Raw genomic sequence first — 15,563 nt, forward strand, 5'->3', positions numbered from 1 at the left:
TCGCGGTCGCCCCAGCAGCCGCACCCGACGTTCCTTTGGAGGCTCGATGTCCGTCCCCCAGCCCCCCGCAGCGCGCGGGGAGAAGTTCCGGCGGCTGGCCGAGGAGCTGCGCCGCGGCGTCGCCGAACTGCGCTGGCCCGACGGCCGCCTGCCCACCGAGCAGCAGCTCGCCAAGGAGCAGGGCGTCAGCCTCAACACCGTGCGCAGGGCGGTCGATCTGCTGGTGGCCGACGGACTCGTCTACCGCCGCCAGGGCTCGGGCACGTACATCGCGGACGAGGCGGCCACGAGCGCTGCCGCCGGGGAGTCGGGGCCGGGGCCCGTGGTGGGCATCTGCGTGCCCTCGATGACGTACTACTACCCCCGGATCATCGCGTCGATCGAGGCCGAACTGACCCGTGGCGGCGCCCAGATGATGATCCGCAGCACGGGTTACGACGCGGCCCGGGAGCGCTCCGCGGTGGCGGGGATGCTCGCGGCTGGGGCGACCGGGCTGCTGCTGGTGCCCGAGCTGGAGCCGGGCGCCGACCCGATGCTCCAGCACGACGCAGTCCGGGCGCTCGGTGTGCCGGTGGTGATGGTCGAGCGCCGCTTCACCACCCCCGCCGACCACCACGAGTTCGTCTGCTCGAACCACTCCGCCGGGGCGTACGTCGCCGTCCGCCACCTGGTCTCGCTCGGCCACACCAGGATCGGCTACCTCCAGCGGCACAGCCCGTTCACCGCGGACGCTGTCGCCGCCGGGTTCCGTACGGCACTGACCGACTCGGGGCTCGACCCGGCCGGCGCCCCGCACGCGGGACGGGCCCGCTGGGACCTGCCCGACGCCGACGCCTTCCTCGACGAGCTGCTCGCCGCCGGTGCCACCGCGGTGGTCTGCTTCGCGGACCGGGAGGCGGCCCTGCTGGTCTCGGCCGCCAGACGGCGCGGCCTCTCCGTGCCCGGGGACCTCTCCCTGGTCGGGTACGACGACGAGGTGGCCGAGCTCTCGGAGGTGCCGCTGACCGCGGTCTCCCCCGCCAAGGCCGAGGTCGGACGGCTCGCGGCGCACACCCTGCTGCGCCGGATCGAGAACCCGTCGGCTCCCGTGGTGCAGCAGCTGGTGGTGCCCCGGCTCGTGGTGCGGGACTCGACGGGGCCGCTCGCCGCCTCGGAGTCCACCATCGCCCACTGATTCATTCCTTTGGATGGGTTGTATTTGCGGATTGAATTGTGGAGGGTGAGGGCTCAGCTCCCCGGACCAGCGAGGTAGTCATGCCCTCAGCAGTGCCCCCCACAGGTGCCGTACGGCTCGGACTCGTCGGGGCGGGCGGCGCCGCCCTCCTGCACGCCGGGGCCGCACTCGCGATGCCCGGCGAGGCCCGGATCACCGCCGTCCACGACGTCGTGGAGTCCCGCGCCCGTTCGCTCGCGGACCTCACGGGCGCCAAGACCACCGACGGGTACGCGCAGATGCTGGACGAGGGCCTGGTCGACGCGCTCGTGGTGTGCACCCCGCACGCCCTGCACGTGGAGCCGGCGCTCGCGGCGGCCCGCGCGGGCGTCCCCGTACTCCTGGAAAAGCCCATGGCGACCAGCCTGGAGGACTGCGACACGGTCGCGGCCGCCTTCGAGGACAAGGGAGTTGCCCTCTTCCTCGGCCACATACAGCACTATCTGCCGCTGACCGCGGCCGCGCACCGGGCGGTGCGCGAAGGGCTGATCGGCACCCCGGTGGCGGTCGTCGACCGCCGGGCCACCGACTACCGGCCGGGACACCGCCCCGCCTGGTTCTTCGACCCGGAACTCGCGGGCGGCGGCGCCGTGATGAACATCGGCGCGCACTGCGTCGACCGGGTCACCTGGATCACCGGTGCCCGCCCGCTGCGGGTGGCCGCCAGGACCGTCCACCGGGACGTCCCCGTGGAGACGGAGGGCCTGCTGCACCTGGAGCTGGCGGGCGGCATCCGGGCCACGGTGTCCGTGACGGCCGGGGCGCTGTCCGACCTGGACGAGTTCGAGGTCACCGGCGAGCGGGGCACGTTGCGCGCCTCCAAGGCCGAGGGGCTGTGGCTGACCACCGGCGCGGGCGAGCCCCGCGAACTGCGCGCGCCCGCCGGTGTCGACGACGACGTGGCGTTCGCCTTCGGCGAGCAGCTCCGCGACTTCACGGCGACGGTACGGGGCGAACGCCCGCCCGCCGTCACCGCGCGCACCGGCCGGGACGTCGTGGCCACGGTCCTCGCGGCGTACGCGTCGGCGGCCACCGGCACCGTACAAGAGGTGGCGCACGCCTGAGGGGTGACGCACGCCTGAGAGGTGACGACGGCGCACCCGTCCGGCGGACGACGCCTCCGCCGGACGACGACGCCCCCGTCACCAGGTGCGCGGTGCGGGGGCGTGACGTCATGTATGTGCGTACGGCTCAGTCGACGGCGGCCGGAACGCGCTCCGGGACGGTCTCGGCCCCGGACTCCCCGGCCTTCTCCGTCCCCTCCGCCTTTGCGGCCCCTTCGGCCTCCATCTTCTCCGCGGCCTTCTTCGCGCGGTTCTTCAGCACCAGCATCGACGTCAGCCCGACGAGCACCGCGGCCACCAGTCCGAGCCACGAGAAGCGCTTCAGCCACGCTTCCGCGACCACGCCCACCGAGTAGATGACGGCCGTGGTGCCGCCCGCCCAGACGATGCCGCCCAGCACGTTGGCGATCAGGAACTTCCAGTACGGCATGCGCAGTACGCCCGCGAGGGGTCCCGCGAAGATCCGCAGCAGTGCGACGAAGCGGCCGAAGAAGACCGCCCACATGCCCCACTTCTGGAACGACCGCTCCGCCAGGGCGATCTGGGCCTCCCCGCAGTGTTTGGGGAACTTCTTGCCCATCCAGGCGAGCAGTGGCCGCCCGCCCCTGCGCCCGATCGCGTACCCGATCGAGTCACCGATGATCGCGCCCGCCGTGGCGCACGCGCCCAGGATGTACGGGTCGATCTCGCCGTGCTGAGAGGCCAGCAGGGCCGAACTGACGAGGACGATCTCACCGGGCAGCGGAATGCCGAGGCTCTCCACACCGATGACCACCCCCACCAGGATGTAGATGCTGACCGCAGGCACGGTCTCCAGCCATTCCTGGACGTGCAACGCCTGTTCCTCCGTCGTACCTGGATCACTTGCTGTAGGGCCCACGGGCAGACCGCCCGGCCCGCGCCTGATCGGCGCACGCCGGGCAGCCTACCCCCCTGGTCAGGCCGTGGCGGCGGCGTCCCAGAGGTCGCACATGTGGTCTGATCCGATCTTCGTGTCGACGGTGTTGCCTCCGGCGGAAGCGGTCTTCAGCGAGAGCACGCTGCCCGGGGTGCGGTTCTCGGACGTCATGTCCGGCTGTCCGGCCGCCGTGGGGGCGCCGCCCCGGATGAAGGAGCCCCAGTACTGGACCATCTGCCGGGACAGCCTGCGCTGTTCGGCGTTGAGCGGTGTCTTCAGCCCGAAGTGCTTGAAGAGGTACTGCACCTCGTTGACGTGCGTCGCGCCGAAGTCGAACGGGACCGGATGGTCGCGCAGGGAGGCGAACGGCGGCGAGGTGCGGTCCGCGAACTCGTAGGTGTGGACGGTGTTGTGGGTGGCGGCGGCCCGGTTCAGCCGCAGCGCGGGGCAGGCGAACAGCCGGTCGCCGACGGCGGTGCCGAGCGCGATCGTCGGCGACTCGTGGGCGGCGGCCGGGTACCGGGCGAGCACCTTCGCGCCGAGTGCCGGCCCGAAGTACCCCCGCACCGCCGCCGGGTACGCCTCGGGGGTCAGCGGCTTGCCCTGCCCGTCGAACATGCCGAAGGCGAAGAGCCTGCCCTCGTCCTTGTTCGCTCCGTTGAGCACCGGCACCCTCGCGGCCTTCCCCTCCTTCAAGGCCGCGAGGGGCTGGACGGGCAGGAACGAGCCGCCGGCCACCGGGCTCCAGGAAAATCCGCCCTGTGCTTCGAGGATCTCCCTGGAGGTCTTGCCGCGCAGACAGGCGGGCGCCGTCCGCACGTCGGCGCAGCCGAGCTTGGCGGCGAAGGCCGTCCCCTGCTCGGCTGCCTGCTTCTTCTCGCGGGCCGCGCAGTCGTTGTACGCGCCGCTCTCGATGATCCCAGCCCGGAAGAGGCCCCGCGCGCCCGGCGAAGCCAGCTGCGTACAGACCGAAGAACCGCCGGCCGACTCCCCCGCTACGGTCACCCGGGAGGCGTCGCCGCCGAAGCCCCGGACGTTGGCCCGCACCCAGCGCAGTGCCTCCTGCTGGTCCTGCATCCCGAAGTTGCCGGAGGTACGGTCCTGGGCCTCGGCGTCCAGCCCGGGCGTGGCGAGGAAACCCATCGCGCCCAGGCGGTAGTTGACCGAGACGACGACCGTGCCGGTGGTCTCGGCGAACTCGTCGGGCACGATGTCCTCGCCCGCTCCGGCCGTCAGCCCGCCGCCGTGGAACCAGACCAGGACGGGCAGCCTTCCGTGCCGCGAGGCTGCCTGCGACCCCGCCCGCGACGCCGCCTGCTTCGGTACGTAGACGTTGAGCGCGAGGCAGTCCTCGGTGTAGCTGGGCTCCTCGTACCCCGGGTCCCAGCTCTTCGTCTGTACGCAGCGGTTGCCGAAGCGGGTCGCGTCGCGCACGCCCCGCCAGTCGGCCGGGGGCCTCGGCGCCTTCCAGCGCAGCTCGCCCACCGGCTGCTCGGCGTACGGAACACCCAGGAACTGCTGCCCGTACGGGGTGGTCTCACCCCGTACGAGGCCAGCGTCGGTCCGTACGACAGGGCTGGCGCTGACGTTCCCGTCCCAGGGTGCCGCCTGTGCGGACAGGGGGACGAGGGCGGTGGTGGCGGCCACCGCGAGGGCGACAACCGGCAGAAGGGCTCTGTGCGTTCGTGGCGGGGCGGTACGTGAACCAGTCATGACCACTGCCTCTGCGGTGAGGTGATGGGGCATTTACACGTGCCAACTGTCGCGTCCGTAAAAGTTAGGGCCGAGTGGCAGGACAGTCAATAAGTTGAACAAGAAACAGTAGGGGCGGTTCCCCCACCTCCGCCGAGGTGGGGGAACCGCCCCCTGCCGTCACTGCCATCCCTGCCGGACGGCCTACTTGTTGGGCCGCAGCGTCCAGACCACCGTCATCTCGCCGGTGACCGCGCCGTCCTCACGGGTGATCGCGATCTCGACCGGGAACTCCGGGCGCTCGCCCGCGTCGAGCTCCGCGACCACGTCGGCGATCGGGCGGCCCAGGGTCGCGGTCGCGGTGACCACGCCCATGGCGAGCTTCTTGTAGCCGATCTCGGCCTTGACCGCGAGCGGCACGGCGCGCGTCAACTGGTCACCGAAGGCGGCGATCACGATCGCGCCGCTCGCCGACTCGGCGAGGGTGAACATGGCTCCGGCGTGCGGTCCGCCGACGTGGTTGTGGTAGTCGGCCTGGTCGGGCAGGCGGACGACGGCCCGCTCGGGGGTGGTCTCCAGGAACTCCAGACCCAACGTGCGGGCCATCGGAACCGTGGCGGCGAGCATCTCGCCGACGGACATCTGATCTGCGCTCATGGGCGCTGATGTTACCCACGGGTAGTAGTTCTTGGCCATCCCCCGGCACGTCAGGGGTGTGTCACAGCTGCCGGTGCCCGCGGGGGCGGCGGTAGCCCCGCCGTCCCCTCCCCTCTATGGTTACTCGCCATGTGGCCAGGACAGCAGCCGCCCGGGGGCGAGCAGAACCCGCAGGACTCCAACCCGTACCCGCAGCCCGGGTACCCGAGCACCCCACCGCCCGGCCAGCCGCCGGCCGGTGGCCAGCAGACGCCACCGCCGGGCCCGCCGCCCGGTGGTTACCAGCAGACTCCGCCGCCGCCGGGATACGGCTATCCGGCTCCCGGCTCGGCGCCGACACCGCCGCCGCCCGGGGTCAACCCGTACCAGGGCCAGTACACGGCCCCGACCGTGCCCGGTCCGGTGGTCGCGGGCGGTCCCGGTGGACCCGGCGGTCCGCAGAACGAGCGCAAGAAGAACATCGTCACGGCCGCCGTCGCGGGCGCGGTGGTCATCGCCGCACTCGTGGGCACCGGGGTCTTCGTCCTGAAGGACGACGACAAGTCCAGCAAGGAGCCGGTGGCCGACGGCAAGCCCACCCAGTCGGCAGCCCCGAAGCAGCCCTCGGCACCCGCGTCCGACCCGGCCGCACCCGCGCCGGGCGGCAGCAGCGGCAACCCGCGCGGCGGCATCGAGGCCAAGCCGACCGTGCCCGGCTGGAAGGTCGTCCTCAACCCGAAGCACGGCACCATGTTCGACGTGCCGCCGGAGTGGGTGGTCGGCACGACCGACACCATCGTCGGCTTCGAGGACGAGAAGAACCCCACCGGCAAGCCCGTGGTCGCGATGTCCGCTCCCGCCTCCCTCAAGGAGAAGTGGTGCGAGGACGACGACGACAACGACGGGAAGAAGGACTTCACCGGTCTGGCCCGCGTCGGCACCAAGGGCGCCAGCGGCGCCAAGAACGCCGGTGAGGTGGCCGAGATCCAATCCGGCAACTGGGTCTACGCCGGATACGACCAGAAGCGCACCGGCAAGCTCAACGTGGGCAAGCCCAAGCCCTTCACCACCACGTCGGGCCTCGTGGGCGAGATCTCGACCTCCACCGCGACCGGCGTGAAGAAGCCCACCAAGTGCGCCACCGACGGCAAGGCCACCGCCTTCGGCTTCAAGAACGGCAAGGGCGACTACTCGGCCTGGGTGCTGTACAGCGCCAAGGGCGTCAAGGACGAGGTCCCGGACGCGACGATCCTGAAGATCCTCGGCACCCTCCGACTGACGGGCTGACTGTCCGACCCGCTGACCGACTTGCGGGTTGACCGGCTGTTCAGCCGACCGAACACCCCATATCGGTAAACACACCCGTTCGGTTTGGCATCCCGGGGCGGCGGAGGCGATAGTCCCTCAGTGACTACCCCCGCCGCCCCGCCGTCGTCTGCCGTGCGCCGCCGCCCGAGCTGGGCCGGCCGCAACTACTCGTTGCTGACCGCGGCGGCCGTCGTCACCAACCTCGGCTCCAGCGGTGCGCTCATCGCCGGCTCCTTCGCGGTCCTCGCGGCGGGCGGCGACGCGGGCGACGTCGGTCTGGTCGCGGCGGCCAGGACCGTACCCCTGATCCTGTTCCTGCTGATCGGCGGCGCGGTGGCCGACCGGCTGCCCCGGCACCTGGTGATGGTCGCGGCCAACGCCGTCAACTGCCTCTCCCAGGGCCTCTTCGCCCTCCTCGTGCTCACCGGCTCTCCCCAGCTGTGGCAGATGATGCTGCTGGCCGGGCTCGGCGGGGTGGGGCAGGCGTTCTTCGGCCCGGCGGCCGAGGGGATGCTGCTTTCGACCGTCACCGGCGAGCAGGCGGGGCGCGCCTTCGCGGTGTTCCGGATGTCGATGAACGGTGCCTCGATCGGCGGGGCCGCCCTCGGTGGCGCGCTGGTCGCGGCCGTCGGGCCCGGCTGGGTGCTGGCGATCGACGCCGCCGCGTTCGCCGTGGCGGGGGCGCTGCGGGCGTTCCTGGACGTGAGTCACATACCGGAGCGGGTGAAGAGCAGCGGGCTGATCGCGGATCTGCGGGCGGGCTGGCAGGAGTTCTCCTCGCGGCCCTGGCTGTGGGCGATCGTGCTGCAGTTCTCGGTGATCAACGCGGTGGTCGCGGCTGCCGAGGCGGTGTACGGGCCGCTGGTCGCCGAGGAGCATCTGGGCGGCGCGGCCCCGTGGGGTCTGGCGCTGGCCGGGTTCGGCGCGGGCACGGTGGGCGGTGCGGTGCTGATGATGCGCTGGAAGCCGCGCAGGCTGCTGCTGGCCGGGGCGCTCTGCGTCTTCCCGCTCGCGCTGCCGTCGGCGGGGCTCGCGGTGCCGCTGCCCGCGTGGGCGCTGGTCGTGGTGATGTTCGCCACCGGAGTCTCGATCGAGGTGTTCGGCGTCGCCTGGATGACGGCGCTCCACCAGGAGATCCCGGAGGACAAGTTCTCCCGGGTCTCGGCGTACGACTGGCTGGGCTCGCTCGCCATGGTGCCGGTCGCCACGTCCCTGGCGGGCCCGGCCGAGAGCGCCTTCGGCCGTTCCCAGGCGCTCTGGGGTTCGGCGGCGCTGATCGTGCTGCTGACGGCGGCGGTGCTGACGATCCCGGACGTACGGAACCTCAGGCGACGCTGAAGGCCCCGTCGGGCGGCACGGGTGACGCGACCGCGTCCGCGTCGCTGACCGCTGCCGCACCCTTGACGAACCTGACCAGCGCCGGGCCGTGCTCGACCCGGGCAGGGAAGGCGTCGGAGGCGGTACGGCGGGCGAGTGCGGCGGTGTCCAGGGGCCGCTGCGAAGCGACGAGCACCGCGTTCCCGAACCGGCGTCCGCGCAGCACCCCGGGCTCGGCGATCAGCGCCAGTTCCGCGAACTCACCCCGGAACGTGGCCAGTTGGGAGCGCAGGAAGTCGAAGGGCGCACCGTCCGCGAGATTGGCCGCGTAGATTCCGCCGGGCCGCAGGACCCGGGCAGCTTCCCGCGCGTACCCGACAGAGGTGAAGGCGGCGGGCACCCGCGAGCCGCCGAAGACGTCCGCGATCAGCACGTCGGCCGAGTCGTCGGCCGCCCGCTCCAGCCAGGCCCGCCCGTCGTCGCCGTGCACGGTGATCCCGGCGCCGCCGTCCGGCAGCGGCAGGTGCTCGGTGACCAGGGCGAGCAGCCCCCGGTCGGCCTCGACCACGTCCTGCCGAGACCCGGGGCGGGTGACGGCGACGTAGCGGGGCAGCGAGAGGCCGCCGCCGCCGAGGTGGGTGACGTCGAGGGGCTCGCCGGGGTCCGCGGCACTGTCGACGACGTGGGCGAGCCTGCGCGCGTACTCGAATTCGAGGTACGCCGGCTCGTCCAGGTCCACGTACGACTGGGGTGCGCCGTCCACCGTGAGCAGCCAGGCGTGCGCGCGGTCGACGTCGGGCATCAGCCGGGCGGTGCCGCCGTCGACGTCCCGGACGACCGGTATCGGATCCTTCATCGGGTCATTGTCCCCCGCATCCCCTCTCCGCGACGCTCCCCGTCCCCGTCCTCGTCCTCGCGACCCGACCCCGTCCCCGTGACCCGCCCCCGCCCCGTCCGTCAGCCGTGCCAGATCTCGGCCACCGCCCGGACCTCGGCAGGTGCCTGCTCCAGTCCGGCGCGGGCGGCTGCCGCGCGGGCGGCCGGGTCGAGGGAGTTGCGGCCGAACGCCTTCCTGGCCTCCTGCGACGGGGTGACGACGTGGATACGTGCCCCGGCCCCGGCCAGTACGGCGGCCTGAGCAGCCGGGGACGGCATGACCTTGTTGCCGAGGGGGTTGGGTGCGAGCACGACGACCCTGCGGTATCCGGCGGCCAGGTGCGCGTTGGCGGTCGAGTGCACTCCGCCGTCGATCCACTGCCGCCCCTCGATGGGTATCGGCGGCCAGAACCCGGGGACCGCGCAGCTCGCCGCGACGGCGTCCACGATCGGCACACCGCTGTCCGTACCGAAGGCGCGCAGTTCCCCGCTGGCCGCGTCAACCGCGGTGACCAGCAGCGGGCGCGCCGGCCACGCGTGCGACACCAGCCGTTCCGCGATCACTTCGCGCCGCTCGTCCGGAGTGGGCGTCCGTCCCTCGGCGAGTGCGTCGAGTGCGAGTCTGCCCATCCGCCGGGCGTACTCCTCGGGCGTACGGGAGACCAGCACGGCGCGCGCGTACCGGACGAACAGCCCGGCGGCGGTGCGCCCGGCGGGCTCGCCCCGGGGTGCGGGCACGAGTTGGCGCTCGTACAGCGCGCCGGGCGTCAGCCGCCCGGACAGCAGCTGGGCGCCGACGATCGAACCGGCCGAGCTGCCCACGACGAGGTCGGCCGTGCCCAGGTCCACCCCGGCCTCGGCGAGCCCGTAAAGCATTCCTGTCTCCCAGCCGACGCCGGTGAGGCCGCCGGATCCCAGTACCAGTGCGGTGTCTGCCATGCGGGGCAGTCTGGCGCACGGGCTGGAACGGTCCGGTCCCGGCCCCGTGCCGACGGGCACAGGACCGGGACCGTCGCTCCGCGTCAGCCGACCAGAGATCTCTCGGCGGCGCTCACGCCGAAGGCCTTGACTGCCTGGTAGTAGGTCCAGGCCGTGGCGTCGCAGGAGGTCTTCTTCGCGCCCGAGTACTGCGCGCAGACACGCTTGAGGTCGGCGTAGAACGCGTCGTCGAGGCGCGACTTGTTGGCGCTGAACGTGCCGGCCTCCTTGTAGTTGCGGTAGCCGAAGTCGTGCCGGGCGCAGGAGTTCTGGAACGGGAAGCCGAACGGGTTGTCGGGCGAGGAGGAGCAGTAGTCGGTCGACCAGTTGAAGCCGTACGCCGACCAGTTGCCCTGGTTCGCACGCGCCGCGTGGAAGGCCTGTGCGCTCGACGCGCTCGTCTGCGTCCAACTGCTCAGGACCTGGGGCTTGTCGGCCGGGGCGGCGGACGCCGGGGTGGCGAAGGCGAGCAGGGCGGCGGCGGCGAGCCCGGCGGTGAGGAGGCGGCGCATGCGGTATCTCCAGTCTGCGGGCACCGGATCTTTACCGGTGCGGCGGGCAACAGACTGAGAGCAGAGATCACCTGTGAAGAGCGAATACCCGAAAGCATCACGTCTCCTGCTGAGTTCCTCCACCACCCAAACTCACAGGTCGGCCGAAATCCACCCCTCCGCCACCTGTTCCGGAGCGGTATCCTCCGCCAACTTTCCGACGTCTCAGGGGAGTTCGACTCCGACATTCGACAGGCGGACCGGCCCGGTGCGATTCCGGACCGGCCCGCTCGTCGTGCCCCGTGCCCCGCCCCCCGTTCCCCCGGGTCAGGTCAGCCGAGGACTTCGGTGACCGTGCCCGCGCCAACCGTGCGTCCGCCCTCGCGGATCGCGAAGCCGAGGCCCGCTTCCAGGGGTACGTCGCGGCCGAGCTCGACCGTCATGGTGACGGTGTCGCCGGGCCGGGCGACGGCGGCCTCGCCGAGGTCCACGTCGCCGACCACGTCCGCGGTGCGGATGTAGAACTGCGGCCGGTAGCCGGAGGCGACCGGCGTCGACCGGCCGCCCTCCTTCGCCGAGAGGACGTACACCTGCGCGGCGAAGCGACGCGCGGGCGCGATGCTGGCGGGCTGCGCCACGACATGGCCCCGGCGCACCGCGTCGCGTGGCACCCCGCGAAGCAGCAGCGCGACGTTGTCGCCCGCCTCGGCCGAGTCCATCTGCTTCCCGAAGGTCTCCAGACTGGTCACCACGGTCTCGACGTCCGCGCCCAGCACCTCCACCCGGTCCCCGACCCGCACCGTGCCGCGCTCGATCGCCCCCGTGACGACGGTGCCACGCCCGGAGATGGTGAGGACGTTCTCCACCGGGAGGAGGAAGGGTGCGTCGACGTACCTCTCGGGCATCGGCACGTACGTGTCGACGGCGTCGAGCAGCGCCTCGATCGCGGCGACCCAACGCGGGTCGCCGTCCAGGGCCTTGAGGCCGGAGACTCGGACCACGGGGGCCGCGTCGCCGCCGTAGCCGTGCGCGGAGAGCAGGTCGCGGACCTCCAGCTCGACGAGGTCGGTGAGCTCGTCGTCGCCCGCGTCGGCCTTGTTCAGGGCGACGACGATGTGGTCGACGCCGACCTGACGGGCCAGCAGGACGTGCTCGGCGGTCTGCGGCATGATGCCGTCGAGCGCCGAGACGACGAGGATCGCGCCGTCCAGCTGGGCGGCACCGGTGACCATGTTCTTGATGTAGTCAGCGTGGCCGGGCATGTCGACGTGGGCGTAGTGGCGGGTGTCGGTCTCGTACTCGACGTGACTGATGTTGATGGTGATGCCGCGCGCGGCCTCCTCCGGCGCCCGGTCGATCCGGTCGAACGGAACGAAGGTGCCGGTGCCGCGGTCGGCGAGGACCTTGGTGATGGCGGCGGTGAGGGTGGTCTTGCCGTGGTCGACGTGGCCCATGGTGCCGATGTTGAGGTGGGGCTTGGTGCGGACGAATGCCGTTTTGGACATGGCGGATCGATCCCTGTTTCTACGAATTCACGAGTTCACGAATTCCTGCGGACTCGCGAAGCTGAAGGTCCACGAAGCGTGGAGGGACCCCGGGGCCCGGCCGACCCTCCCCGTGCGGGGTCCGTCGGACGCGATCCGAGGAGGGTCAGCTTCGGGCGCCGTCGAAGGGCGCTGCGACAGGTGCGAGAGGCACGGCAGGTGCGACCGCCGCGAAGGCGGTTGCTGCGAAAGGTTCGATGACGGCAGCCTTCGGCGCGTCCGCGACTGCGGACTGCGCTGCGAGGAAGGCGTACCGGAACATGTGCCTGATACTGCCCTGCGGACCGCTCGGGGTCGAATGATTATTGAAGCTCTCAACTATCCCTTGATCAGCCGAGGTTCTTGAGCGCTTACCGGACCGACAGGGGCCCGGTGTCAGTGGCCACCAGCGGCCCCACCACGTGCGCGGCGAGCAGGTCGACGGTGTCCCACCAGGGGTCGGCCACCAGCAGCCGACGGACCACGGGCAGGGAAGCGGTGAGCCGCGCCGGCACCGTGTCGGCGAGCGCGCTGTCCGGAACCGTCCCGCGGATACGGCTCATGAGGTGCGCATTACGGCGATCACACACGTATGTCGGTTACTCTCCCCGGATGCTCGACCCAGCCACCCGGACCACGGTCCGCACGGAAGCACCGCGCGACGACCGACGTCACGATGACCTCGGCGGCGGGCCCGAAGCCCCGTGCCCGGAGGCGCGCGGCGCCCGCTGCGCCCGTCTCCTCCTGTCGCCGTGGTCGCGGCTCGCCCTGCTCGTGGTCGTGCTCGCCTCGGCGGCCACCGCGGTCCTGCTGTACGAGCCGCAGAAGATGCTCGCGGACGGCTGGCCACCGCATCTCGGCGGGACGACGGCCGCGGTGCTGTTCGGGGTGGCGTACGGACTGTGCACGGTGGCCTTCGTGCCGCGGCCGATCCTCAACCTGGCGGCGGGCGCCCTCTTCGGCAGCATGCTCGGCCTGTCCACGTCCATCGCAGGTACGGTCCTGGGCGCCGGGATCTCCTTCGCGCTGGGCCGGCTGCTCGGCCAGGACGCGTTGCGGCCGATGCTCAGGGGGCGGGTGCTGCTGGCCGCCGACGGGGTGCTGAGCCGGCACGGCTTCCGGTCGATGCTGGCGATCCGGCTGTTCCCGGGAGTGCCGTTCGCCGCCGCCAACTACTGCGCGGCGGTCTCGCGCATGCGGTACGTGTCGTTCCTGGCGGCGACCGGTCTGGGCTCGATCCCGAACACGCTCGCGTACGTCATAGCGGGCAGCGAGGCCTCCTCGCCGATGTCCCCGGCGTTCCTGATCTCGATGGGCTTCATCGTGGTGTCGAGCGTGGGCGGAGTGGTGGTCGCCTGGCTCAAGCGCCACTCCATCGGCAGGCCCCGGCCGCAGGCCGGGAAGGAGGCCGGGGAGGGTGCCGGGGAACAGGCCGGTGAGGCATCCGTAGCGCTGAAGGCACCGGCACTGCCCCTCTCGAAGAACTGAACACGGGAACTAGCCGCCCCAGGTGAACATCCGGGCCCGACACGATCCCGCCGACGCCGCCCTTTGATCACCCTGTGGCCACCTGCCGCAGGTACGCTGCGCACCACTCACCCCACCCTCCACACGGTGCACGGCTGTCGCTTGGTCGCGCCTGGCCGCACCCCAGATCAGGGACGGCGCCACCCTTCATGAGCTGGTTCGAATCCATCATCCTCGGGCTGGTCCAGGGCCTTACCGAGTTCCTGCCCATCTCCTCCAGCGCCCATCTGCGGCTGACCGCCGCGTTCGCGGGCTGGCACGACCCGGGTGCGGCGTTCACCGCGATCACCCAGATCGGCACCGAGACGGCGGTCCTCATCTACTTCCGCAAGGACATCGGGACGATCCTGTCCGCCTGGTTCCGCTCGCTGCGCGACAAGTCGATGCGCGGCGACCACGACGCGCAGATGGGCTGGCTGGTCATCGTCGGCTCGATCCCGATCGGCGTGCTGGGCGTCACGCTCAAGGACCAGATCGAGGGCCCGTTCCGCGATCTGCGGCTGATCGCCACCACCCTCATCGTGATGGGTGTCGTGCTGGGCGTCGCCGACCGGCTGGCCGCACGCGCCGAGTCCGACACCGGCCGCCACACGGCGGGCAACCACCGCAAGACGCTCAAGGACCTGGGCGTCAGGGACGGTCTGATCTACGGCTTCTGCCAGGCGCTCGCCCTGATCCCCGGAGTCTCCCGCTCCGGCGCGACCATCTCCGGCGGCCTCCTGATGGGCTACACGCGTGAGTCGGCGGCCCGCTACTCCTTCCTGCTCGCCATCCCCGCGGTACTCGCCTCGGGCCTGTACGAGCTGAAGGACGTCGACGAAGGGCACGTCTCCTGGGGGCCGACCGCCCTCGCGACGGTGATCGCCTTCGGAGTCGGCTACGCGGTGATCGCGTGGTTCATGCGCTACATCTCCACGCGCAGCTTCCTGCCGTTCGTGTACTACCGGATCGCGCTCGGCATCGTCCTGTTCGTACTGGTCGGCACGGACGTGCTCAGCCCGCACGCGGGTGAGTCGGCGGGCTGAGCCCGGGCCCGTTCTCCGGACACGCAGGGGCTGGGGGCCAGGGGCTGGGGCCCTACTTCTTCGAGGCCACCGCCGCGTTCGCATCCACGATGCCCAGACCCAGCTTCGGCAGCTTCTCCGGGTTCTTCGCGGTGTCCCGGATCGCCGCCATGATCTGGTCCGGGGTGCGGTCCTGCTGGTGCAGCAGGGCGGCCACCGCGGAGACGTACGGCGCGGCCATCGAGGTGCCGTCCAGGGTTCCGTAACCGCTGGTGTTCTTGACCGTCTCCTTCGTCTCGTACGTGGGGAGGGTCGAGAGGATCTTCACGCCGGGCGCGGTCACGGCCTGCTGGGCGCCGAAGTTGGAGAAGTCCGCGGGCCTGCCCGTCGGGCCGCTCGCGCCGACCACCAGTACCGGGGTCTGCGGCTTGTACGGCTGGAGGGCCGTGCCGTCGTTCCCGGCGGCGGCGACGACGACCGCGCCCTTGGCGTGGGCGGCGGCGATGGCGGTGTTGAGCACTCCGCCCTTGAGGAGCCGCGCCATCAGGCCGGATTCGCCGAGGGAGAGGTTGATGACGTCGGCGCCGTGGTTGGCGGCCCAGACGATGCCCTTGGTGATGTTGGCGTCGCTGCCGCTGCCGTCAGCGCCCAGCACCCGTACGGGCATGATCTTCGCGCCGGGGGCACCGCCCGCGATGCCGACGCCGTTGTCGGTCGCGGCGGCGGCGATGCCGGAGACATGGGTGCCGTGGCCGTTCTCGTCGGTGGGGTCGTCGTCGTTGTCGACGAAGTCGTGGCCGTCGACCAGGCGGTCCTTGAGGTCGGGGTGCTTGCGGTCGACGCCGGTGTCGACGACGGCGATGACCGTCTTGTCGCCGTCGGCCGTCTGCCACGCGTCGGGCAGCTTGATGGCGTTCAGTGCCCACTGCTGACCGCGCATCGGGTCGGGCTTCTTCTCGTCGTCCGAGCCGCAGCCGGTGGCCAGGGACGCCGAGGCGACCGCGGTGGCGAGCAGGAGAGCAGTCGTACGCCGCAT

General features: G+C 71.7%; 14 protein-coding genes and 1 pseudogene. 6 read left to right on the top strand and 9 right to left on the bottom strand.

Features of this window, described 5'->3' with window-relative positions; translation table 11 throughout:
* The first annotated feature begins 46 nt into the window (after positions 1–46).
* Together ACZ5PB_RS38450 and ACZ5PB_RS38455 are read left to right on the top strand one after the other, a co-directional pair.
* A complete protein-coding gene (locus ACZ5PB_RS38450; RefSeq protein ID WP_468697816.1) occupies positions 47–1,174 on the top strand; it encodes a LacI family DNA-binding transcriptional regulator in 1,128 nt (375 codons plus the stop codon).
* 92 nt (positions 1,175–1,266) lie between these two features.
* Positions 1,267–2,277, top strand: coding sequence for a Gfo/Idh/MocA family protein (locus tag ACZ5PB_RS38455; RefSeq protein ID WP_468697818.1), 1,011 nt, complete (start codon positions 1,267–1,269; stop codon positions 2,275–2,277).
* A gap of 127 nt (positions 2,278–2,404) precedes the next feature.
* On the opposite strand, the gene ACZ5PB_RS38460 is transcribed toward ACZ5PB_RS38455, so the two are convergent.
* The 3 genes from ACZ5PB_RS38460 to ACZ5PB_RS38470 all read right to left on the bottom strand — a co-directional run bounded on the left by ACZ5PB_RS38460 (position 2,405) and on the right by ACZ5PB_RS38470 (position 5,509).
* Positions 2,405–3,112, bottom strand: a complete 708-nt coding sequence (locus tag ACZ5PB_RS38460; protein WP_468697819.1) for a DedA family protein — start codon at positions 3,110–3,112, stop codon at positions 2,405–2,407.
* Between the two features lie 102 nt (positions 3,113–3,214).
* The gene (locus tag ACZ5PB_RS38465) at positions 3,215–4,888 is read right to left on the bottom strand and encodes a carboxylesterase/lipase family protein (RefSeq protein WP_468697820.1); all 1,674 of its coding nucleotides are present in this window, start codon (positions 4,886–4,888) and stop codon (positions 3,215–3,217) included.
* Between the two features lie 183 nt (positions 4,889–5,071).
* Positions 5,072–5,509, bottom strand: coding sequence for a DUF4442 domain-containing protein (locus ACZ5PB_RS38470; protein WP_468697905.1), 438 nt, complete (start codon positions 5,507–5,509; stop codon positions 5,072–5,074).
* Positions 5,510–5,653: 144 nt separating this feature from the next.
* Here ACZ5PB_RS38470 and ACZ5PB_RS38475 point away from each other — a divergent pair, with 144 nt between their 5' ends.
* Positions 5,654–6,790 carry a DUF8017 domain-containing protein gene (locus tag ACZ5PB_RS38475; RefSeq protein WP_468697822.1) on the top strand — a complete coding sequence of 379 codons (1,137 nt, stop codon included), beginning with the start codon at positions 5,654–5,656 and terminating at the stop codon, positions 6,788–6,790.
* Positions 6,791–6,910: 120 nt separating this feature from the next.
* Positions 6,911–8,149, top strand: coding sequence for an MFS transporter (locus tag ACZ5PB_RS38480; protein WP_468697824.1), 1,239 nt, complete (start codon positions 6,911–6,913; stop codon positions 8,147–8,149).
* Here ACZ5PB_RS38480 and ACZ5PB_RS38485 read toward each other — a convergent pair.
* The 5 genes and pseudogenes from ACZ5PB_RS38485 to ACZ5PB_RS38505 form a co-directional block, all read right to left on the bottom strand.
* Positions 8,136–8,984, bottom strand: a complete 849-nt coding sequence (locus ACZ5PB_RS38485; RefSeq protein ID WP_468697825.1) for a spermidine synthase — start codon at positions 8,982–8,984, stop codon at positions 8,136–8,138. The two genes, ACZ5PB_RS38480 and ACZ5PB_RS38485, sit on opposite strands and share 14 nt — an antisense overlap.
* A 101-nt stretch (positions 8,985–9,085) precedes the next feature.
* Complete coding sequence (locus tag ACZ5PB_RS38490; protein ID WP_468697827.1) at positions 9,086–9,943, bottom strand: patatin-like phospholipase family protein; 858 nt, start codon at positions 9,941–9,943, stop codon at positions 9,086–9,088.
* Positions 9,944–10,026: 83 nt separating this feature from the next.
* A complete protein-coding gene (locus tag ACZ5PB_RS38495) occupies positions 10,027–10,494 on the bottom strand; it encodes a phospholipase (RefSeq protein ID WP_468697829.1) in 468 nt (155 codons plus the stop codon).
* A gap of 311 nt (positions 10,495–10,805) precedes the next feature.
* On the bottom strand, positions 10,806–11,978 hold the full coding sequence (tuf, locus tag ACZ5PB_RS38500; RefSeq protein WP_468697831.1) for an elongation factor Tu: 1,173 nt from the start codon (positions 11,976–11,978) through the stop codon (positions 10,806–10,808).
* A 407-nt stretch (positions 11,979–12,385) separates the two neighbouring features.
* Positions 12,386–12,487: pseudogene (locus tag ACZ5PB_RS38505) on the bottom strand (DNA alkylation repair protein); the annotation flags it as partial.
* Between the two features lie 121 nt (positions 12,488–12,608).
* Between ACZ5PB_RS38505 and ACZ5PB_RS38510 the strand changes: the two are divergent.
* Together ACZ5PB_RS38510 and ACZ5PB_RS38515 are read left to right on the top strand one after the other, a co-directional pair.
* Positions 12,609–13,484, top strand: a complete 876-nt coding sequence (locus ACZ5PB_RS38510) for a TVP38/TMEM64 family protein (protein WP_468697833.1) — start codon at positions 12,609–12,611, stop codon at positions 13,482–13,484.
* Positions 13,485–13,672: 188 nt separating this feature from the next.
* Positions 13,673–14,548 carry an undecaprenyl-diphosphate phosphatase gene (locus ACZ5PB_RS38515; protein ID WP_468697835.1) on the top strand — a complete coding sequence of 292 codons (876 nt, stop codon included), beginning with the start codon at positions 13,673–13,675 and terminating at the stop codon, positions 14,546–14,548.
* 52 nt (positions 14,549–14,600) lie between these two features.
* On the opposite strand, the gene ACZ5PB_RS38520 is transcribed toward ACZ5PB_RS38515, so the two are convergent.
* A complete protein-coding gene (locus ACZ5PB_RS38520) occupies positions 14,601–15,563 on the bottom strand; it encodes a S8 family serine peptidase (RefSeq protein ID WP_468697836.1) in 963 nt (320 codons plus the stop codon).

Source organism: Streptomyces sp. NPDC032721, from assembly GCF_055579625.1.